The sequence below is a fragment of the Streptomyces sp. NPDC056883 genome (assembly GCF_042788835.1).
Lineage (GTDB): Bacteria > Actinomycetota > Actinomycetes > Streptomycetales > Streptomycetaceae > Streptomyces > Streptomyces stoeckheimensis.
This window is the reverse complement of the sequence record NZ_JBHUBS010000009.1, coordinates 270226-290537: the sequence shown is the minus strand read 5'-3', so window position 1 is coordinate 290537 and position 20312 is coordinate 270226. Positions and strand designations below refer to the sequence as shown.

The window sequence follows — 20312 nt, the reverse complement described above, 5'->3', positions numbered from 1 at the left end:
GCGTCCCTAGAGGAACGAGTTGATCTCGATCGTCTCGGTGCGGCCGGGGCCGACGCCGATCGCGGAGATCGGGGCGCCCGACATCTCCTCGAGGGCCTTGACGTACGCCTGGGCGTTCTTCGGGAGGTCCGCGAAGGTCTTGGCCTTGGTGATGTCCTCGGACCAGCCGGGGAGGTTTTCGTAGATCGGCTTCGCGTGGTGGAAGTCCGTCTGCGAGTACGGGAGCTCCTCGACGCGCTTGCCGTCGATCTCGTACGCGACGCAGACCGGGATCTCTTCCCAGCCGGTCAGCACGTCCAGCTTGGTGAGGAAGAAGTCCGTCAGGCCGTTGACGCGGGTCGCGTAGCGGGCGATCGGGGCGTCGAACCAGCCGCAGCGACGGTCACGGCCGGTGGTCACGCCGCGCTCGCCGCCGATGCGGCGCAGGGCCTCGCCGTCCGCGTCGAACAGCTCGGTCGGGAACGGGCCGGCGCCGACACGGGTCGTGTAGGCCTTCAGGATGCCGATGACGCGGCTGATCTTCGTCGGGCCGACGCCCGCACCGGTGCAGGCGCCACCGGCGGTCGGGTTCGAGGAGGTGACGAAGGGGTAGGTGCCGTGGTCGACGTCGAGCAGCGTGCCCTGGCCGCCCTCGAAGAGCACGACCTTCTCCTCGTCGAGCGCCCTGTTGATGATCAGGGTGGTGTCGGCGACGTACGGCTTGATCTGCTCCGCGTAGCCGAGCAGCTCTTCGACGATCTGCGCCGACTCGATCGCGCGGCGGTTGTACAGCTTCGTGAGGAGCTGGTTCTTGCCCTCCAGCGCCGCTTCGACCTTCTGGGTGAGGATCGACTCGTCGTAGAGGTCCTGGATCCGGATGCCGACGCGGTTGATCTTGTCCGCGTAGGTCGGACCGATGCCGCGGCCGGTCGTACCGATCTTGCGCTTGCCGAGGAAGCGCTCGCCGACCTTGTCGAGGGTGACGTTGTACGGCGTGATCACATGCGCGTTGCCGCTGACCAGCAGCTTCGAGGTGTCGATGCCGCGCTCGTTCAGACCGCGCAGCTCGGAGAGCAGGACGGCCGGGTCGATGACGACACCGTTGCCGATGACCGGGGTGCATCCGGGGGAGAGGATGCCGGAAGGGAGAAGGTGCAGCGCGTACTTCTGGTCGCCCACGACGACCGTGTGGCCGGCGTTGTTGCCACCCTGGTAGCGCACTACATAGTCAACGGATCCACCGAGCAGGTCGGTGGCCTTTCCCTTGCCCTCGTCACCCCACTGAGCTCCGAGCAGCACAAGAGCGGGCACAGGCGTACACCTCTTCCGGATGGGGCATGTCCAAGGTCAGGGGGCGTACGACGATGTACACCGCAGGCTGAGCCGTCGGACCGGTACCCCGGAATAGACGAAGGCCCTGGCGCAATAGCGCAAGGGCCTCTTGCACAAAGATGCTACCCGAGGAAGGACCGAGGTGTCGGCTCCAGAGCCCACCATGAGCCATGCGGGCGCGCCGGTAGGCGGCCTGCTCGTGCTCGTCGACCCGGTCGCCCGCCGTCTTGACGGCGAGTCCGTGCGAATCGCGAAAGATGTGTTGTCAGCGGGAGCCGCGGCGAAAATTTGCCTCCCGGACTCACAGGAGGAGTTTGCGCGGGCCCTTGCCCGCCGGGGTCATCGGCAGCCGGTGATCGTGGGCGACGATCGCGCACTCGTACGGGCCGTCGGGCTGCTGCACCGTGAGCGGGCGCTGTCCGCGGGGGCCGTTTCGCTGATTCCGGTGGGGCCGGCGGGCTCGCTCGTACTGGCCCTGCAGCTCGGCGTGCCGCTGTCGGCCGTGTCGGCCGCGCGGGCGGTCCTGGACGGGGCCGTCGGCATGCGGGACCTGCTGGTCGACGACAGCGACGGGGTGGTGCTGGGCGGGATCGGCATCCCGCCGCCGCCCGTGGGGGCCGGATCCCGGCCCCGGTCGGGGTCCCGGGCCGGGTCCGGGGGCGTGCCGCGGCCGGCCGGGCCGTCGGTGTGGAACGCGTACCGCTCCCTGGTCCGTACGTTCGGCCGCCCGCCGGCCGGGGCTTCGGCCGCCACCGGATCCGGTGCCGGCCACCGGCTGCGGGTGGAGGCCGACGGGGTGGTCCTGGCCGACGTGGACGGGATGGTCGAGGACGTCGCCGTGTCGGCCCGGGAGGGCGACGGGCTGGCGGACGTGCTGGTCCGGGTGGCGGGGCCGGTCGCGACACCGGGCTCGGGGTCGGGCTCCGGGTCGGGAGCGGCTTCGGGCTTCGGCTCAGGCTCAGGCTCCGGCTCTGGTCCCGGCTCTGGTCCCGGCTCGGGTCCCGGCTCCGGCCGGGTGGTGCGGGTGCGGGCCTCGGCCGTGACCGTGTCCGGGGAGGATTTCCGCTACCGGTCGGACGTCGGCATCACCGGCCCGGTCCGGCGCCGTACGTGGACCTTGCACCCGGGCGCCTGGGGGCTGACACTGCCGCTGCAACGCTGACGAGGGGGACGGGGGCGGGGGCGATGGCCGGGACGGAACGTCCTGCGGTGACCGGGGATCCGGGGTCCGGGGCGGGGGCGGGGGCAGGGCCGGAGGCGCGCCGGGTGCCGGGGCCGCCCGGGGAGGCTGCCGTCCGGGAGGCGCTCGGGGACTGGCGGCAGGACGCGCTGCTGATCCTGCTGCTGCCGGTGCTGTGCTGGCCCGCGCTGATCGGGGCGCTGGTCACCCGCCCCGCGCCCTTGCAGGCGGTCCTGCTGGGGCTGCTGTGCGTGCCCGTGCTCGTCGCCGTCCGGGAGCTCTACGTCGCCCGGCGCGTGCGCCTGGCCCTGCGGGACCCGGAGCTGCGCTGGACCCCGTACGACGTCCGGGTGCTGCGGGGGTACGGGCTGCCGCCGCTGCTGGTGCTGAGCGGCGGCTCCGGGGGTCGCGGCCGCCGCGGGCCGTGGGTGCTGACCCTGGGGCCGCTGGGGCGGCGGGTGGTCCCGCCGCGCGCGTGGCCCCGTACCGATCCGGCCCTCCCGCAGTCGGCCCTGCCGCCGTCACCGTCGGAGTCGCAGGCCGCGGATCCGCCGCCGGAAACCTTCGTGTGGCTGGCCGGGGATCCGGGGCCCGGGGCGGTGGTGTGGGCCCCGCGCGCCCGGGAGCTGGGCCGGGCGCGCAGGCTGTGGCGGCGCGGTGCGCTCAGGCGGAGGCGGCCGCCTCGATGAGGTCGCAGACCGGGCCGGGGAGGGAGGCGAGGGAGGCGTGGCTCGCGTCGAGCTCGACGGTCTTGCGGGGGTTCATGCGGGCGGCCATGCGGCGCTCGTTGTCGGGATGGATCATGCGGTCGGCGGTGGAGACCTGGTACCAGGACGGCTTCGCGCGCCAGGCGGGCGCGGTGACGGCGTCGCCGAAGGTGGAGGCGAGGGGGGCCTTCTGGGTCACGGCCATGACCAGGGCCTCCTCGGGGGTGAGGTCCTGGGCGAAGCTCTCGTGGAACTTGTCCTGCCTGACCCACAGGTAGCCGTCGGAGTCCGGCGCGATGTTCTCGACCGCCGCGGGCGGCTTCTCCTGGGTGATCCCGCCGGGGCTCTCGCCCGCGTCGGGCGCGAAGGCGGCGACGTAGACCAGTCCGGTGACGTTGGGCAGGTCGCCCGCCTCGGTGATGACGGCTCCGCCGTACGAGTGGCCGACGAGCAGCACCGGCCCGTCGATCTGCCGGACCATCTTGCGGGTCCGCTCGGCGTCGTCGGCGAGGGAGGTCAGCGGGTTCTCGACGGCGTGCAGGTCCGTGTACCCGCGGCGGTGGAGCTCGCCGATGACCTTGGCCCAGTGGGCGGCGCCGCCCCAGAAGCCGTGGACGAGGACGATGGCGGGGGTGCGGGCAGGCGTGTCGGCCATGAGGTTCTGCTCCTGAGTCCGGTGTTCCTCGGTCCCGTGCCGGGTCGGAGGCCCCCCGGGCCACGCTAGGCGGACGCCCCGCAGGCCGCCACGGAGCCACGGCGGATGCCGGACGGGGCTACGGCAGGTTCAGGGTGGCGCGGTGGGTGCGCCAGCGGTCCATCAGGCCCAGGAGTTCCGCCTGCATGAACTCGAAGAAGGCCGCCGTCTCGGCGACCCGGGCACCCGCGGGGGAGTCGGGGCCGAGGCCGGCCGCGCCGTCGCGGAGGGTCTTCTCCCAGAGGGTCAGGATCTGGTCCCGGCGGGTGAAGGTCTCGTACCAGAGCTCGTTGTGCAGCACGTAGCGATCGCGCCGCGAACCCGGCTCGCGCTCCCGGCTGACCATGTTGACCTGGGACAGGTAGGAGACGGCTCCCGATACCGCCGCGGGGCTGATCCGAAGGGCCTCGCCCAGCTCCGCCGAGGTCATCGCGCCGCCGTCGCTCGCGAGCAGCTGGGCGAAGACGCGCGCCGCCATCCGCTGCATCCCCGCCTCGGTCAGCTGCGCGGCGAACCGCTCGACGAAGCGGGAGACCGCTTCGTCGTCCCGGGGGCCCCGCCGGTCCCCGGGTTCCGCACCGTTCATCACGCCGTCGTTCACGTCGTTCACGTCTTCAGCCACCCTCCGACTTTACGCGATTCCCGACCTTCACAAAATTGTGAAAGAAGCGTACGTTCGGAAGCATGACGAAGGCAATCAACGCCGCCGGACTCCACAAGGCGTTCGGGCGTACCCGCGCACTGGACGGCCTCGACCTCGCGGTCACCACCGGCGAAGTGCACGGATTCCTCGGCCCCAACGGCGCCGGAAAGTCCACCACGATCCGGGTCCTGCTCGGCCTGCTGCGCGCCGGCTCCGGCGTCGTCGAACTGCTCGGCGGCGACCCGTGGGCCGATGCCGTCGAGCTGCACCGCCGCATCGCCTACGTGCCCGGCGACGTCACCCTCTGGCGCAACCTCTCGGGCGGCGAGGTCATCGACCTCTACGGGCGCCTGCGCGGCGGCCGCGGCGGCCGCGCGGGCGGGGGCGGCCTCGACCGGGCGCGCCGCGCCGAGCTGATCGAGCGGTTCGAACTCGACCCGACCAAGAAGGGGCGTACGTACTCCAAGGGCAACCGGCAGAAGGTCGCCCTCGTCGCCGCCTTCGCCGCCGACGTGGAGCTGCTCATCCTCGACGAGCCCACCTCCGGCCTCGACCCGCTGATGGAGGAGGTCTTCCGGAGCTGCGTCCGCGAGGCCCGCGCCGCCGGCCGCACCATCCTGCTCAGCTCGCACGTCCTCAGCGAGGTCGAGGCCCTCTGCGACCGGGTCAGCATCATCCGCAAGGGCCGTACGGTCGAGAGCGGCAGCCTCGCCGAACTGCGCCACCTGACCCGTACGTCCATCAGCGCCGAGCTCGCCGACCCGCCCAACGGGCTCGCGCACCTGCCGGGCGTCCACGACGTGCAGGTGCAGGGGCAGAAGATCCGGCTCCAGGCCGACACGGACAAGCTGGACGCCGTACTGCGGTCGCTGGCCGCCTCGGGGGTGCGGTCCCTGACGGCGACCCCGCCGACCCTCGAAGAGCTCTTCCTGCGGCACTACGCCCGGACCGAGGAGACGGAGGCGCTGCGATGAAGCACCGTCAACTGGCCGGGACCGGAACCCTGCTGCGCCTCGCCCTGCGCCGCGACCGCGTCATGATGCCGGTCTGGATCCTGGCCGTGGCCGGCCTGGTGCTCAGCCTGCCCGCCTCCCTCGCCTCGGTGTACGAAACGCCGGCCGAACGGGCCCGCCTGCTCTCCACCATGAGCGCGAACGGCTCGCTCCGCGCCCTCTACGGCCCCGCCTTCGGCGACTCGATCGGCGCGCTGAGCGCCTGGCGGGGCGGGGTCTTCGCCGGACTGCTCGCCGGGGTCATGAGCCTGATCATCGTGATCCGGCACACCCGCGAGGAAGAGGAGACGGGCCGTCAGGAGCTCTTGTCCGCGGCGATGGTGGGGCGCCGGGCCCCGCTGACGGCGGCCCTGCTGGCGGCCCTCACCGCCAACGCCCTGGTCGCCCTCCTCGTCACGGCCGGCCTCGCCGGGCGGGGCGCGGGCGGAGCACTCGCCCTCGGGCTCGGGATCGGCGCCACCGGGATGGTGTTCGCTTCGGCGGCCGCCGTCACGGCGCAGCTCACCGAGAGCGCGCGGCTCGCCAAGGGGCTCGCCGGGGCCCTGCTCGGCGCGGCCTTCGTCCTGCGCGCCGCGGGCGACGCGGGCTCTGCGAACGGTTCGTCGGCGCTGACCTGGATCTCACCACTGGGCTGGCTGGAGCACGTACGGGCCTTCGCGGACGAACGCTGGTGGGTGCTCGCCCTGTTCGCGGCGGCCTTCGCCGTCCAGACGGCCACGGCCTACCTGCTCGCCGGCCGCCGCGACCTCGGCATGAGCTTCCTTGCGGTCCGTCCGGGCCCGGCCGAGGGACGGCTCGGCAGTGCCGGGGCGCTGGCATGGCGGCTGCAGCGGGGCGGGCTGCTCGGCTGGAGCCTCGGATTCCTGGTGGCCGGTGTGGTGTTCGGGGGCATGGCGGACGGGGCCACCGAGCTGGTCGGCGACAACGCCAAGACCCGGGAGATCATCGAGCGGATGGGCGGCGCGGGCGTAGCGGCGGGCGGAGGGGCGGGCGGAGGCGCGGGCCTCACCGACGCCTTCCTGGCGACGATGGCCGGGATGCTCGGCCTGGTGGCCGCCCTCTTCATCGTGTCGGCGGTACTGCGCCTGGGCGCCGAGGAGTCGGGGCAGCGCGCGGAGCCCGTACTCGCACATGCCGTCGGCCGCCTGCGCTGGGCCGCCGGTCATCTGGCCGTCGCCTTCGGCGGCTCGGCGCTGATCCTGCTGCTGGGTGGGCTCGGCCTGGGCATCGGCCATGGCGCGGATCTCGCACAGACCGTCGGGGGCTGTCTCGCGCAGCTCCCCGCAGTGTGGGTGATCGGGGCCGTCGCGGCCCTCCTGTACGGCGCGGTCCCCGGCTACGCGTCGGCCGCCTGGGCGGTGGCCGGGGCTGCGCTGGCCCTCGGCTGGATCGGCCCCGCCCTGAACCTCCCCGGGGCCGTCCTCGACCTGTCCCCCTTCGCCCACCTGCCCCGGATCCCCGGCTCCGAGGCCCTGACCTGGGCCCCTCTCCTGACGCTGACCGCGCTGGCGGCGGCTCTCCTGGCCGCCGCCCTGACCGCCCTGCGCCGCCGCGACCTGGCGGCCTGAGCCCCGACACTCCTTGATCCACGCCCGTCCGAAAAGTTGTCCACAGCTGTGGACAACTTTTCGGAGCGACCTAAGCGGGGGTCACCAGCCGGGTCTCGTACGCGAACACCGCAGCCTGCGTGCGGTCCCGCAATCCCAGCTTGACCAGGATCCGGCTCACATGCGTCTTGATGGTGGACTCGGCGATGATCAGCCGGTCCGCTATCTCCGCGTTGGACAACCCCTGTGCGATCAGCACCAGCACCTCGGTCTCCCGCTCCGTCAGCTCCGCCACCGCCGCCGAGCCCACCTGCGACCGGGTATCCGACAGCTTCGAGAACTCCGTGATCAGCCGCTTGGTCACGGAAGGCGCCAGCAGCGCCTCCCCCGCGGCCACCACCCGCACCCCATCCGCCAGTTGACGGGCGGAGGCGTCCTTGAGGAGGAACCCCGACGCACCGGCCCGCAGCGCCTGGTACACGTACTCGTCGAGGTCGAAGGTCGTCAGGACCAGCACCTTCGCGTCCGTGTCGGCGGCGACGATCTCCCGCGTAGCCTCCAGGCCGTTCATCTCCGGCATCCGGATGTCCATCAGCACCACATCCGGCTTCAGCGCCGCCACCTGGGCGATGGCCTCCCGCCCGTTCACCGCCTCCCCGGCCACTTCGATGCCCTCCATCGCGTTCAGCAGGACGGAGAAGCCCTCACGGACCATCATCTGGTCGTCGACGATGAGCACTCTGATCGTCACACCGGATCCTTCGCCAGATCCGGACGGCTGCCGGCCACGGGTATGAACACCGCCACCTCGAACCCGCCGGAGGCCAGCTCCCCGGCGGTCATCTCGCCTTCCAGCATGGCCACCCGCTCGCGCATCCCGGTCACCCCCTGCCCCGCCCCCGGAGAGGGCCGGACGTCCCCGGTGCCCGCCTCGTTGACGATGCGCAGGCCCAGCCCGCCCAGCACGTACGAGACCTCGACCGCGGCGCCGGCGCCCGGCGCGTGCCGCAGGGTGTTGCTCAGGGCCTCCTGGATGATCCGGTAGGCCGACAGCTCCACACCCGGAGGCAGTTCGCGCACCGCGCCCGTCACGGTCTTGTCCACGCTCAGCCCGGCCTCCCGCACATTGGCCAACAGCCCGTCCAGCGAGGCCAGCGTCGGCTGCGGGGCGTCCGGCGCCTCGTAGTCCGCGGAGCGGACGACGCCCAGCACCCGGCGCAGCTCGGTCAGGGCCGCCACCGCGTTCTCCCGGATGGTGACGAACGCGGCCTCCAGCTCCGGCGGTGGATTCTTCACCCGGTAGGGCGCGGCCTCCGCCTGGATGGCCACCACCGACATGTGGTGGGCGACCACGTCGTGGAGCTCCCGCGCGATCGTGGTCCGCTCCTCCAGCAGGGTGCGCCGGTCCCGCTCGACGGCGGTGACCACCTGCTGCGCGGTCACCTCCTCCTCCGCCTGCTTGCGGACGTTGCGGATGCTCACCGTCAGCAGGGCGATCGCCGAGGCGAAGGCCATCGGGCCGATGTTGAGGCTCTGTCCCCTGCCGAGCACGATGGAGATCGCGCTGCCGAGCAGCACCGTCAGCAGCCACATCCAGCCGGCGGTCCGAGGACTGGTCCGCATGGCCACCAGGGTCACCGTCACCAGATACGAGGCGAACGTGACCGGGACCCAAGGCCAGTTGGGGTCCCACGGATTGGGGAGGGAGAAGAGCAGGGTGACCGCCATCGCCGCCCAGAACGCCGCCACCGGCCGCACCAGGGTCAGCACCACGGGGAGGCCCGCCAGGAGTCCCATCACCAGGGAAACGGCCTGGGGCAGCCCGCTCGTGACCGTGGCGAAGAGCACGATGAAGAAGGCCATCGTGAAGACGGCCGCGTGCGGCAGGTGCGCGGCCTCCACGCGTATCCGCGCCGGGAGCCGCCGGGTCAGCGGCCCGTCCGTGCGCATCGGCGGCAGCGGCCGGTAGGCGAAGGCGTCGGTGATCAGAGTCTGGCGCAGGCTCTGGATGAAGCCCGAAGCCAGCCGGATCTCTGGGGTCCGGGGGGTCGCCCCGCGGGTCGTCTCGGTCATGTTCCCCACGGTAGGCGGGCCCCGGCCTGGTCCGCGTCGCCGCTGAAGGGGATTTCCCGGGGTCCCCCTCAAGTACTACCGGGGCTGCTTCAGTACCCCGTCGGACGGATGAGGCCCGTCTCGTAGGCGAACACCGCGGCCTGTGTGCGGTCCCGCAGACCCAGCTTCACCAGGATCCGGCCCACATGCGTTTTGACCGTCTGCTCGGCGAGGATCAGATGCTCGGCGATCTCCGCGTTCGACATGCCCTGGGCGACCAGCGACAGGACCTCCGTCTCCCGCCCCGTCAGCTCGTCGATCCGCGCCTTCGACGGCGCCCTGGGAGCCCCCAGCCGGGAGAACTCGGTGATCAGCCGCTTCGTGATGTTCGGAGCGAGGAGCGCTTCGCCGGCCGCGATCACGCGGACCGCCTCCGCCAGCTGATCGGCGGAGGCGTCCTTGAGGAGGAAGCCCGAGGCGCCGGCGCGCAGCGCCTCGTACACGTACTCGTCGAGGTCGAAGGTGGTCAGCACCAGCACCTTCACCGCGGAGCCCGGGACGCCGGTGATGAGGGAGGTGGCCTCGATGCCGCCCATCCCAGGCATCCGGATGTCCATCAGCACCACGTCCGGGACCAGCTCGGCCACCTTGGCCACGGCCTCGGCGCCGTCGACGGCCTGACCGACGACCTCGATGTCGGGCTGGGCGCCGAGGAGCACGGTGAAGCCCTGGCGGACCATCATCTGGTCGTCGGCGATCACCACCTTGATCGGGGCAGCAGTCATTGGGTACCTCCGGGGAAACCCCGCCCTTCAGAGCGGGGAGGAATCGGACTCCTGCGGGGCGGGGTAGCGGGCTGTGATCCGCCGCCAGGGCGGATCGCACTGCCCTGACCCGCAGATTTGAGCTTCACATGACGTCTCACTACCTTGTGAGCGTGACCGCAAGTCATGTGAAGCGGGCGTTCAAGTACCGCTTCTATCCGACCGATGCGCAGGCAGCTGAGCTGACGCGGACCTTCGGTTGTGTGCGGAAGGTCTACAACCTGGCGCTCGCGGCCCGTACGGAGGCGTGGGCGCGTCAGGAGCGGGTCAACTACAACGCCACCTCGGCCATGCTGACAGGGTGGAAGAAGACCGAGGAACTGTCCTACCTCTCCGAGGTCTCCTCCGTTCCCCTCCAGCAGGGCCTTCGGCATCTGCAGAGCGCGTTCGCCGGCTTCTTCGCCAAGCGGGGCCAGTACCCGCGCTTCTGAGCGCCTGGTACGGAAGGCACCTTGTCACCGTCGACCGATGGTTTCCCTCCTCCAGGCTGTGCTCCGCCTGCGGCACCGTCGCGGGCAAGATGCCGCTGCACGTCCGTGAGTGGACGTGCGGTTGCGGTGTGACCCACGACCGCGACGTGAACGCGGCGAAGAACATTCTGGCGGCCGGGCTGGCCGTGTCTGTCTGTGGAGTCGGTGTAAGACCTCAACGGAGTTCTCCGGGCGGGCAGTCGGCGACGAAGCAGAAAACCCCACGGCGCGAGCCGTAGGAACCCCCTCCCGTTAGGGAGGGAAGATGTCAAGAGTCCTTCTCGTTCGTCTCGGGTCCGGCGGAGGTCGCGCCGCCCGGGGGCGCGGGATCCATCGGGAGCACGGCGCTCACCTCGTACCCCCCGTCGGGGCGGTGGCCGGCGGCCAGCTCGCCCCCCAGCATGCCCGCTCGCTCCCGCATCCCCAGCAGCCCGTGCCCCGCTCCCATGGTCGGCGGGGCCGGCCGGGTGGGCGCCGTGTTGGCGATGCACAGGTGCACATCGCGGGGCCCGTAGGCGATTCCGACCTCCACGCGGGAGCCGGGCGCGTGCCGCAGGCAGTTGCTCAGCGCTTCCTGCACGATCCGGTACGCCGTGAGCTCCACCCCCGGGGACAGCGGCCGGCGGATGCCCGCGATCTCGGTGGTGACCTCCAGCCCGGCCGCCCGCACGTTGTCCACGAGGCCGCCCAACTCGGCCAGGGTGGGCTGCGGATGGTGCAGTTCCGCCTCCTCGTCCGGCTGCTCGGAACGCAGCACCCCCAGGACGCGGCGCAGCTCCGTCAGGGCCTCCACGGCATTCGCGCGGATCCCGGCCAGATTCTCCTTGAGCTCCTCCGACGGGTTCTCCACGAGGTAGGGGGCCACCTGCGCCTGGATGGAGATCACCGACATGTGGTGCGCGACGACGTCGTGCAGCTCGCGGGCGATCCGGCTGCGCTCCTCCAGCAGGGTGCGGCGGGCGCGCTCCTCCTCGGTGAGGGTCTCCTGCTCGACGAGCTTGGTGCGGGCCAGTCGCGTCGCGCGCAGGGCATAGCCGAGGAGGCCGGTGAAGCCGAAGAGGAGGACGGCCCCGGGGAGGCTGGTCCCACTGTGTTCGGGCTTGAAGAGGATCTCGGCCAGACCGGTGAAGGCGATCGAGACGAAGACCGCCCCGATGGTCGCCCAGGGCCGCACGCGCAGGGCCACCAGCAAAAGGACCGGGGCGAAGGTGAAGATTCCGGCGGGCAGCCAGGGCCAGCTCTGTCCTGGCCCGACGTTGCCGTAGACCGTCCAGGCGATCAGTCCGGCAGCAGTGAGGCCGAGCCAGAAACCGGCCATCGGCCGCCGCACGGCGACCACGATGGACAGGCCGACCAGGATCGACAGCAACGGCACCCAGCCGCCGGTGATCTCGTAGTGATTTTGGAGCTGTTCCACGGTGAGGAAACGGAAGTACACCGCCAGATAGACGAGCACCACGTGCGGGAGCCAGGCCAGCCAGCGCGGCCGCGACATCCTCGGAAGCGGATCGGACCTCAGGTCGAGCAGATCCCGGACGACGCCGCGCACCACGGCCGAACTCACGGTGCGCGGACCGTCGGTATCCCCACCGACCGCGGAGCCGGGCTGTGCCCGGACCGGGGCCGGTGTCGTGGGCTCGCTCTGCTCGTTCACATCGTCCAGCCTAGGCATGGAGGGTCTCCTTGGCGGGAGCCACCGGGCCGGTGACTGCTTCGGCGACCGTGCCGCCGGCGACTGTGCTTTCACCGACCGGAGTTGAGCCGGTACGGGCAACGGGGGAGGTGTACCCCCGGGTCGGGGCGGAGGAGGCGACGATCCGGGAGGGGGTGACCGGCGTCCCGGAGGAGCCGCGCCGGGCCCGTCCCCGGGGGCGGCCGCCGTCTTGCTCGTAGGTGTGGAAGGCGGCCCAGCAGACCGCCAGCGCGGCCGCGAACACGGGCAGCCAGAGCAGCCGGACGGCTATCCACTCCGCGGAGGAGGGCACGGTGTGCAGGCCGGGCAGATCGGTGGAGACCAGCAGTCCCACGGCGGTGACGGCCATCATCGCGGTCTGGTGCCACAGGAAGACGGTCATGGCGGACAGGTTCACCAGCGCCACCTTCGCCCAGGCCCGCGGCCGGCTCATCGCCCGGGCCAGCGGCTCCCGCAGCAGCAGCGCCAGCCCGCACTGGGCCAGGCCGAACGCGACGGCGGCCAGCGTCGGCGGGTTCAGGTTCGAGATCGCGGCTCCGGGGACGCCGACCATGGAAGCGGGGTACCCGCCCCAGAGGATCAGTGCGGCCGTGGCGGCGATCCCGCCGCCCAGCAACAGGGCGGCCGGGGTGCGCCGGGCGAAGGCACCCCGGGACCAGGCGGCGCCCAGGGTGTAGGGCACCAGCCAGCCCGCGGCCACATTGACCCAGCCGATCCATGTGGGCCCGCCGAACCCGAAGCGCCAGACGTCGACCGAGGCCACCACGGCCAGCGGCCACAGCGGGCTCAGCCGGGCGACGAGCGGGGTCGCGGCGGTGAGCGCGGCGAAGACGAGGAGGAACCACAGGGGGGAGAGGACGAGCTTGAGCAGGGTCCGGACCGTGTCCGTCCCGACGCCGCCGAGCAGCATGGCGCCGGACGCCACGCTCCAGAGGACCAGGACGGCGGCGACCGGCCGGAACAGCCTGCCGAGCCGCTGCCCGACCCACTGCCCGTACGGGACTCCGCGGCCGCGCGCCGACTCGTACCCCTGGGCGGCGACGTGGCCGCCGACCAGGAAGAAGACCGCCAGGGTCTGGAACACCCAGGAGACCGGGGCCAGCCCGCTCATGTGGGCCAGCGGGCTGGTGGTGCTGAGGCCGCCGTCGGCACTGGTGAGCGCGGTGACCAGCCAGTGGCCCAGCACCACGCCGAGGATGGCGAAGGCACGCAGCGCGTCCACGGCCCGGTCGCGGTGGGCGGGGGTCCCGGCGTCGATGCGGTCCGCGAGAACGGACCAGCGGGCCAGTGGTTCACGCACGCGCATGGGAGACCTCCGGGACGGCGAGGGCGGACGGGGCGAGGGGCGCGGTGGGGGACGGACCGGTCCGCGCCGTCGGGGAGGCACCGAGCACGATCCCGGTCAGGCTGTTCAGGGACTCGGTGCCCGGCTTGAGGTAGTCGCTGTGCCCGCCGGAGCCGGCCGCGAAGGGCAGGGCTCCGAAGGCGGGGTCCACGGGATCGGTGCCGAACCCGATCCCGCCGACGCTGACGTGCGGGACACGGGAGATCCAGTCGGCGTCGCCCCGGCCGGCCCAGACCCGGGCCCGGGTCGGCAGCTGCGCGGCGGACCCGGCCCCCGTGCCCGGACTGCCGAACAGCGCCATGTCGGTGACCTCGGAGCCGGTCCCGGTGCGGGCGCAGACGACGGAACCGTAGGAGTGGCAGAGCAGCGAGAGGCGGGCCTGCGGGGCGGCCATCCGTGCCAACCGGGGCAGGAAGGAGCCGAGTTCGGCGGTGGCTTCGTCGGCGCGGCCCGTGGTCAGGACTGTCGGGCTGACCGTGCCGGGGGTGTCGTACCCGAGCCAGGCGACCACGGCGGAGCGGGGGTGCTCGGCCCGGAGGCGCTGCTCGAGGGCGACGGCCCCGGCACGGAACCTCTGGTAGGTGTCCAGCGTGGTGTCCGACCCGGGGACCAGGACCGCGACCCGGTCGGCGCTCTCCAGATCGCCGAACACCTCTATCGCCCGGCCCTTGCCGCGCCCGTCGAAGACGAGGAACCGGGCACTGCCGCCCGCCTCCATCGCCCGGAGCTTCGCCGCGCGGCCGGTGCGGCCGGCGTTCTCGGCCGTACGGGCCGCCTCGGAGAGGTTGGCGAGGTTGGCGGCGAACCGGTCGGGGAGGGCGGCGCCCTCAGCGAGGACGGCCGGAGCCGGCGCGGGGACCTTCGGGGAAGCGGCGGCGGAAACGGGCACCACTACGGCCGCGGCGACGAGCCCGGCCAGCAGCGTGCGGCGCAGACGGCCGCTGCGGCGGCCGTCGGGACGTGCGGTGGGTCGGCGGCTCATGGGTCCGTTCCTTCGCTCGTGCCAGAGGGGCGGTGCTGCGTTGTTCTCTGGTCACGAAGTTAGGAATCGGGAGCCCTCGTCGGCGTCCCACTGGAGAGCCCACTTCCCGGGTAGCTCTCAGGTATGACAGGGGCTACTCAGGGGTCAGAGCAGGCAAGTTGACCCCCGCCGCCCCCGCTCAGTCGGCTGCCCCCGCTCAGTCGGCCGCCAGCGATTCGGGGAACGTCTCCGCGAGCGGTTCCACGAACCCGGCGCGCCAGCGCGGGGCCGGGTCCTGGCCCGGGCTGGTCCAGTACTCCCGCGCCCCGGCGATCTGCCCGTCCCGCACGGTCCACAGGGAGACGGCGCGGTAGACGACGTGGTCCTGGGGTATCTCCACCTCGGTCACGACGAGATCGCCGTCCGCGAGGATCCGGAGCACCTCGACGGATCTCTCGTCCGCGTAGTCGTCATCGCTGATGACGGCGATGAAGTTGTCGCGACCGACGATGCGTTCGCTGCTCACGGGCCACTCGATCACCGCGTCCTCGGCGATCAGCGGGGCCACTCCGTCCCAGTCGCGTGCCTCGATCCGCTCCCACAGTCGTGCCACTACCTTCAACGGCTCCATGTGCCGCAGTGTGCGGGGGCGCCCGTGAGGGCAACAAGCTTTGCTTGCAGGCTTATTGACTTCGACACAATCAGCGGCGTCGGTACGTGAGCGGAGCCGCGGTGCTGCCGTCGAGCTCCCGCACCAGGCTCCCGTTGGAGAGCAGCCGCAGCGTGCTCCGGCCGCCCGGCGAACACGAGGGCGGCGTACCGGAGATCACCGTGGAGGGGTCGAGCCCGACGCTGTCGGCGGTGGCGGAGCGCAGCGGCGCGGTCCAGGCGCAGCTGAGTCCGGGGGCCTGGAGGGTCAGGGACATGACGTTGGCGCCGGCCGTGCCGGGGGTGAGGGTGAGCTGCCAGCTCTGCCCGCCGTAGACGGTGCGCCAGGTGCCGGCGTAGGCCTCGGGGAGCGTGGCGGGAGGGGCGGAAGGGGTGGAAGGGGAGGGAGTGGCGACAGCGCCGGACGCGGTCGCGTCCCCGTTGGTCTGCGCTCCGGAGGACGCGCCGGAGGAGGCGCCGGACGGGGAGGCGCCGGAACCGGCGCGGGGCGCACCGTCGCCGGCTCCGCTCATGACGGTGTACACGGTGCCGCCCGCCGCCACGGCGACGACCGCGGCGACGGCGACGAGCAGGGCCGTGGAGACGGACCGGGAGCGGGAGCCGCGCCGGGAGTCGGACCAGGGTCCGGCGGCGGGCCCGTGGCCCGGACCGGGCCCGGATAGGGAGCCGGAGCCGTCGTCCGCCCCGGGCATGGCGGTCAGGGTGGGCGCAGGACCCGGCGCAGGGGCAGCGGCAGGCGCAGGGGCGGGCGGGTTCGAGACCGGCTGCTCCGCGGTGCGCTGGGCGGGCACGGTCACCGGCTCGGGCCGGTCGGGGCCCGCGTCCACGCGGTCGAGCAGGGCTATGGCGTGCTGTCCGAGCCGCGCGACGAGGGGCGCGGGCAGCCAGGGCTCCGGGGCGTCCTCCCGGTTCGCGGCGAGCCGTTCGAGGAGCTCGGCGGGGGTGGGCCGGGCGGCCGGGTCCTTGTGCAGGCAATCGCGTACGACGTCACGCAGTTCGGCCGGTACGCCGGCCAGGTCGGGTTCCGCTTCCGTGACGCGCATCAGGAGTGCGGCGATGCCTCCGGGCTGGTCCGGGTCCCCGAAGGGCAGCCGGCCGGTGGCGGCGTAGGCGAGCACCGCGCCGAGGCCGAACACGTCGCAGGCCGGGGTCACGGGAGTGCCGTTGATCTGCTCGGGGGCGAGGAAGCCGGGGGACCCGAGGAGTTCGCCGGTCTGCGTGAGGGCGGGGTCGGCGGTGGCGCCCAGGGCCCGGGCGATGCCGAAGTCGATGACGCGGGGGCCGTCGGCGGTGAGCAGGATGTTGCCGGGCTTCAGGTCCCGGTGGACGAGGCCGGCACGGTGGATGTCCTGGAGGGCGTACGAGAGCCCCTCGCCCAGGATCCGTACGGAGGCGGGCGGCAGCGGGCCGAAGTCGCGGCCGACGGCCTGGCGCAGGCTCGGCCCGGCGATGTAGGCGGTGGCCAGCCAGGGGATCTCCGCGTCGGGGTCGGCGTCGAGGACGGCGACGGTCCAGTCCCCGCCGACGAGGCGGGCGGCGTCGGCCTCGCGGCGGAACCGGGTGCGGAAGTCGGGGTCGGCGGCGAGGTGGGGGTGGATCAGCTTCACGGCGGCGGTGCGGGTGCCCGTACGGGTCCGGGTGCCGGTGGGGGCGCCGGTTCCGGATCCGGTTCCGGTTCCGCTTCCGGTGCTTGTGGCACTGCCCGTGCCGGGGTCGGGGTGCTCGGCGCGGCCGAGGTAGACCTGGCCCATGCCGCCGGTTCCGAGGCGGGCGAGCAGGCGGTACGGGCCGATGTGCTCCGCGTCGCGCGGGTGCAGTTGTTCCATGACAGGTGGTCCTCCCCCTGGGACTCGCCGGAGCCCGACAATAGTGCGGTCGGGCGCGCTGCGGGTTGCGGGGGTGGGGTTGCCGCAGGTAGGCCGCCGGCGCGGGCCTGCTGGCGGCCGGGGCACAGCCGATGGGGAGGTTCCATCAGGCGTGCGGGCGGGGCGTGTTGGCTGCTCCCGGCGGGGACACCCCTAGGGGGCGTCGGGTGAGCTGTCGGGTGGGGGCGGCAGGGTGTCCAGGGCGGCCGACAGGCGTTCCAGGACGCGGACCGTTTCGGCGAAGCCGTCCTCGCCGAGGGCCTCCGCGAGCCGGGTGGCCAGGGCCGCGTGGCCCGGGCCGATCCGGGCGACGGCGGCGCGGCCCGCCTCCGTGGGGCGCAGCAGCTTCGCTCGGCGGTGGGCCGGGTTCGGGACGTACTCGGCGAGGCCCTTGGCGGCCAGCAGGTCGGCGATGCGCTGCACGCTCTGACGGGTGATGCCCATGGCCCGGGCGATGCCGGCGACGGGCAGCGGCTCGCGGAGCACGGCCCCGATCACCTGCCACCAGGCTGCGGTCAGCCCCGCCGGGCGGGCCAGCTCCTCCGATACGGCGAGGAACTGGCCGTTGAGCCGGAACACCCCGAGGGCCGTGCGGCTGAGGAGGTCCTGCCGGGCGCGGAGGGCGTCCTCGCGCGGACCCTTGGCGCGCGAGGGCGCGGGGGCCGCGGCGGGCTCGGCGGACTCGGCGTGGTCGTCCGGCTCGGCGGGAGGTGCCGACGGGTCGGAGACGGCGGCTCCGGACGGCGCCGGGTCCGCCGGGGAGGGCTGGTCGGCGGCCTGGTCGGCGGCCTGCCCGGTGGGCCGCGGCGCGGGCTGGTTACGCATCGCTCGGTTCCCGCTCCTGCTCCTGCTTCCGCTCCTGCTCCGTCTCGGGCTGCGCCGCCGCCATCAGGACCGGGTACGCGCTCTCGTCGGAGTCGTGGAACAGGCGGTACCAGGCGTCGAGCACGTGCGGCTCGTACACCCCGAGGCGGGCGAAGACCTCGCGCGCGAACGCCACGGGTTCCGTGGGGCCGGCCGTGATCAGGTCCCCGTCGGTGACCGCGTCGGCCTCGACGTAGCGCTCCGCGCCCGCGTAGCCCGGCTGGCCGCCGAGGTAGAAGGGGGCCGCGCTGGTGTGCGTACGTCCGTCCAGGACTCCGGCGCGGGCCAGGCCTGCCGTGGCTCCGCAGATCGCCGCGACCGGGATGCCCGCCGCGAGGAACTCCTCGGCCTTCGCCGCGAAGGGCGCCAGCTCGTCGCCCGCGTCCCACAGTCCGGCGCCGGTCAGGATCAGGAGCGCGGACTCCTCGGGGCGCAGGTCCGCGAGGGCCAGGTCGGGCTGGATGCGGAGGCCGCCCATCGTGGTGACGGGCCGGCCGTCGGCGAGGCCGACGGTGCGGACCTCGTAGCCGTGCTGGGTCAGGTGCGCGGTGGTGTGGCCCGTCTCCCAGTCGGCGTAGGTGTCGTAGACCGCCACGTGGACCGTGCGCACCGCGGCGCCCGCGGACCGCGCCTCCGCCCCGGCCTGCATCTCCGTCCGGCCCTGCATCTCCGCCTGCGTCTTCGTCTGGGTCTCGCTCATCGTGCTCGCCTCCAGTGTCGCCGTCGCCGCTGCCTTCTACGACAGTATGCTGCCATCATGACAGCGTGCTGTCAATCATTCCCCAGACAGACTGCCGAGACCCGCCCCCCACCCGCATACAGACCGCCGATATCCCTCCCCACCTGCACACTTCTACGGTTGCGGCCATGACCCCTCACGTCACCTCGGGCGCCTCCGTCAAGGCCGCCGACCGCGCTCACGTCTTCCACTCCTGGTCCGCCCAAGCCCTGATCGACCCGCTCGCCGTGGCCAAAGCCGAGGGGTCGCACTTCTGGGACTACGACGGCAAGCGCTACCTCGACTTCGCCTCCCAGCTGGTCAACACCAACATCGGTCACCAGCACCCCAAGGTCGTCGCCGCCATTCAGGAGCAGGCGGCCAGGCTCTGCACCCTGGCCCCCGGTTTCGCCGTGGACGTCCGCTCTGAGGCCGCACGCCTCATCGCGCAGCGGACCCCCGGCGACCTCGACAAGATCTTCTTCACCAACGGCGGCGCCGAGGCCGTGGAGAACGCCGTCCGCATGGCCCGGCTGCACACCGGCCGGCAGAAGGTGATGTCCACCTACCGCTCGTACCACGGCGCCACCGCCGCCGCGATCAACCTGACCGGCGACCCGCGCCGCTGGCCCTCCGACACGGCCGCCGCCGGCGTCGTGCACTTCTGGGGACCGTTCCTCTACCGCTCGCCCTTCCACGCGACCACCGAGGCCGAGGAGTGCGCCCGCGCCCTCACCCACCTCGCCGACACCATCGCCTTCGAGGGCCCGGCGACGATCGCCGCGATCATCCTGGAGTCGGTCCCCGGCACGGCCGGGATCATGACCCCGCCCCCCGGCTACCTGGCCGGCGTGCGCGAGCTCTGCGACCGCTACGGCATCGTCTTCATCCTGGACGAGGTCATGTCGGGCTTCGGCCGGACCGGCAAGTGGTTCGCCGCCGAGCACTTCGACGTCACCCCCGACCTGATCACCTTCGCCAAGGGCGTCAACAGCGGCTACGTCCCGCTCGGCGGCGTCGCGATCTCCGGCGCGATCGCCGAGACCTTCGCCACGCGCCCCTACCCGGGCGGCCTGACCTACTCCGGTCACCCCCTCGCCTGCGCCGCCGCCGTCGCGACGATGAACGCGATGGAGGAGGAGAGCATCGTCGAGCACTCCGCCCACCTCGGCGAGAACGTGATCGGCCCGGCCCTCGCCGAGCTCGCGGAGCGCCACCCCTCGGTCGGGGAGGTGCGCGGTCTGGGCACCTTCTGGGCCCTGGAACTCGTACGGGACAAGGAGACGCGCGAGCCGCTCGTTCCCTACAACGCCGCGGGAGCCGACAACGCGCCGATGGCCGAGTTCGCCGCGGCCTGCAAGGCGTCCGGGCTGTGGCCGTTCGTCAATATGAACCGCACCCACGTCGTCCCCCCGTGCAACATCACGGAAGCGGACGCGAAGGAGGGCCTGGCCCTGCTGGACGACGCGCTGACCGTCGCCGACCGTCACGTTTCGGCCTGACCGAGGCCGCGCCGACGCCTGACGAGGCGTGAGCGAGCCTGACGCGCACCCCCGGGACCGAGGCAGGAGGGGAGTCCCGGACAGGCCGCGACCAGCCTCCGACCAGGCTCCGAGCAGCAAGGACGACCCTGCGCGGGTGCCCCGGGCGGGCCCCGCGCAGGGTCGGATGATCAAGAAGAGAAGCGTGGCCCGTCCGGATAACGGGCGCTAAATCCATATAGCGGCCATCAAGCGATCGGTTTCGGCCGTGCTGC

Annotated in this window: 18 protein-coding genes and 1 pseudogene; 6 read left to right on the top strand and 13 right to left on the bottom strand. The window is 72.8% G+C overall.

Features of this window, described 5'->3' with window-relative positions:
• Positions 1–6: 6 nt before the first annotated feature.
• Positions 7–1290: an adenylosuccinate synthase gene (locus ACFRU2_RS23450; RefSeq protein ID WP_382975135.1), complete on the bottom strand. Its 1284-nt coding sequence runs from the start codon at positions 1288–1290 to the stop codon at positions 7–9.
• A gap of 184 nt (positions 1291–1474) precedes the next feature.
• Between ACFRU2_RS23450 and ACFRU2_RS23445 the strand changes: the two genes are divergently transcribed.
• Together ACFRU2_RS23445 and ACFRU2_RS23440 are read left to right on the top strand one after the other, a co-directional pair.
• Positions 1475–2473, top strand: a complete 999-nt coding sequence (locus ACFRU2_RS23445) for a diacylglycerol kinase (protein WP_382975134.1) — start codon at positions 1475–1477, stop codon at positions 2471–2473.
• Between the two features lie 104 nt (positions 2474–2577).
• Positions 2578–3180 (top strand): hypothetical protein, encoded by a 603-nt coding sequence (locus ACFRU2_RS23440; protein ID WP_382975132.1) that lies wholly within the window; start codon positions 2578–2580, stop codon positions 3178–3180.
• On the opposite strand, the gene ACFRU2_RS23435 is transcribed toward ACFRU2_RS23440, so the two are convergent.
• The gene (locus ACFRU2_RS23435) at positions 3155–3853 is read right to left on the bottom strand and encodes an alpha/beta hydrolase (protein ID WP_250748778.1); all 699 of its coding nucleotides are present in this window, start codon (positions 3851–3853) and stop codon (positions 3155–3157) included. The genes ACFRU2_RS23440 and ACFRU2_RS23435 overlap by 26 nt on opposite strands.
• Before the next feature lie 118 nt (positions 3854–3971).
• Positions 3972–4478, bottom strand: a complete 507-nt coding sequence (locus tag ACFRU2_RS23430; protein WP_382975209.1) for a GbsR/MarR family transcriptional regulator — start codon at positions 4476–4478, stop codon at positions 3972–3974.
• A 98-nt stretch (positions 4479–4576) separates the two neighbouring features.
• On the opposite strand from ACFRU2_RS23430, the gene ACFRU2_RS23425 reads away from it, so the two are divergent.
• Both ACFRU2_RS23425 and ACFRU2_RS23420 read left to right on the top strand, forming a co-directional pair.
• Positions 4577–5509 carry an ATP-binding cassette domain-containing protein gene (locus ACFRU2_RS23425; protein ID WP_382975130.1) on the top strand — a complete coding sequence of 311 codons (933 nt, stop codon included), beginning with the start codon at positions 4577–4579 and terminating at the stop codon, positions 5507–5509.
• Positions 5506–7116 carry an ABC transporter permease gene (locus ACFRU2_RS23420; protein WP_382975128.1) on the top strand — a complete coding sequence of 537 codons (1611 nt, stop codon included), beginning with the start codon at positions 5506–5508 and terminating at the stop codon, positions 7114–7116. The genes ACFRU2_RS23425 and ACFRU2_RS23420 overlap by 4 nt, the downstream gene beginning before the upstream one ends.
• Positions 7117–7186: 70 nt before the next feature.
• Here ACFRU2_RS23420 and ACFRU2_RS23415 read toward each other — a convergent pair whose 3' ends face one another.
• The 3 genes from ACFRU2_RS23415 to ACFRU2_RS23405 all read right to left on the bottom strand — a co-directional run bounded on the left by ACFRU2_RS23415 (position 7187) and on the right by ACFRU2_RS23405 (position 9932).
• Positions 7187–7846: a response regulator gene (locus ACFRU2_RS23415; protein ID WP_382975126.1), complete on the bottom strand. Its 660-nt coding sequence runs from the start codon at positions 7844–7846 to the stop codon at positions 7187–7189.
• On the bottom strand, positions 7843–9168 hold the full coding sequence (locus ACFRU2_RS23410; RefSeq protein ID WP_382975124.1) for a sensor histidine kinase: 1326 nt from the start codon (positions 9166–9168) through the stop codon (positions 7843–7845). Before ACFRU2_RS23410 ends, ACFRU2_RS23415 begins: the two co-directional genes overlap by 4 nt.
• A gap of 89 nt (positions 9169–9257) precedes the next feature.
• Complete coding sequence (locus tag ACFRU2_RS23405) at positions 9258–9932, bottom strand: response regulator (protein ID WP_382975122.1); 675 nt, start codon at positions 9930–9932, stop codon at positions 9258–9260.
• A gap of 128 nt (positions 9933–10060) precedes the next feature.
• Between ACFRU2_RS23405 and ACFRU2_RS23400 the strand changes: the two are divergent.
• Positions 10061–10680: pseudogene (locus ACFRU2_RS23400) on the top strand (RNA-guided endonuclease InsQ/TnpB family protein).
• A gap of 29 nt (positions 10681–10709) precedes the next feature.
• On the opposite strand, the gene ACFRU2_RS23395 reads toward ACFRU2_RS23400, so the two are convergent.
• The 7 genes from ACFRU2_RS23395 to ACFRU2_RS23365 form a co-directional block, all read right to left on the bottom strand.
• Positions 10710–12113 carry a sensor histidine kinase gene (locus tag ACFRU2_RS23395; protein WP_382975120.1) on the bottom strand — a complete coding sequence of 468 codons (1404 nt, stop codon included), beginning with the start codon at positions 12111–12113 and terminating at the stop codon, positions 10710–10712.
• Positions 12106–13440, bottom strand: coding sequence for an acyltransferase (locus ACFRU2_RS23390; RefSeq protein ID WP_382975118.1), 1335 nt, complete (start codon positions 13438–13440; stop codon positions 12106–12108). The genes ACFRU2_RS23395 and ACFRU2_RS23390 overlap by 8 nt, the downstream gene beginning before the upstream one ends.
• The gene (locus tag ACFRU2_RS23385; protein WP_382975116.1) at positions 13427–14461 is read right to left on the bottom strand and encodes an alpha/beta hydrolase; all 1035 of its coding nucleotides are present in this window, start codon (positions 14459–14461) and stop codon (positions 13427–13429) included. The genes ACFRU2_RS23390 and ACFRU2_RS23385 overlap by 14 nt, the downstream gene beginning before the upstream one ends.
• A 196-nt stretch (positions 14462–14657) precedes the next feature.
• Positions 14658–15071: a nuclear transport factor 2 family protein gene (locus tag ACFRU2_RS23380; protein ID WP_382975115.1), complete on the bottom strand. Its 414-nt coding sequence runs from the start codon at positions 15069–15071 to the stop codon at positions 14658–14660.
• Between the two features lie 70 nt (positions 15072–15141).
• Positions 15142–16935: a serine/threonine-protein kinase gene (locus tag ACFRU2_RS23375; protein ID WP_382975113.1), complete on the bottom strand. Its 1794-nt coding sequence runs from the start codon at positions 16933–16935 to the stop codon at positions 15142–15144.
• A gap of 192 nt (positions 16936–17127) precedes the next feature.
• Positions 17128–17553 carry a MarR family winged helix-turn-helix transcriptional regulator gene (locus ACFRU2_RS23370; protein WP_382975207.1) on the bottom strand — a complete coding sequence of 142 codons (426 nt, stop codon included), beginning with the start codon at positions 17551–17553 and terminating at the stop codon, positions 17128–17130.
• 238 nt (positions 17554–17791) lie between these two features.
• Positions 17792–18487 (bottom strand): type 1 glutamine amidotransferase family protein, encoded by a 696-nt coding sequence (locus ACFRU2_RS23365; protein WP_382975205.1) that lies wholly within the window; start codon positions 18485–18487, stop codon positions 17792–17794.
• A gap of 218 nt (positions 18488–18705) precedes the next feature.
• Here ACFRU2_RS23365 and ACFRU2_RS23360 point away from each other — a divergent pair, with 218 nt between their 5' ends.
• Entirely contained in the window at positions 18706–20058 is a 1353-nt protein-coding gene (locus ACFRU2_RS23360) for an aspartate aminotransferase family protein (RefSeq protein ID WP_382975111.1), read from the top strand.
• The last annotated feature ends 254 nt before the right edge of the window (positions 20059–20312 follow it).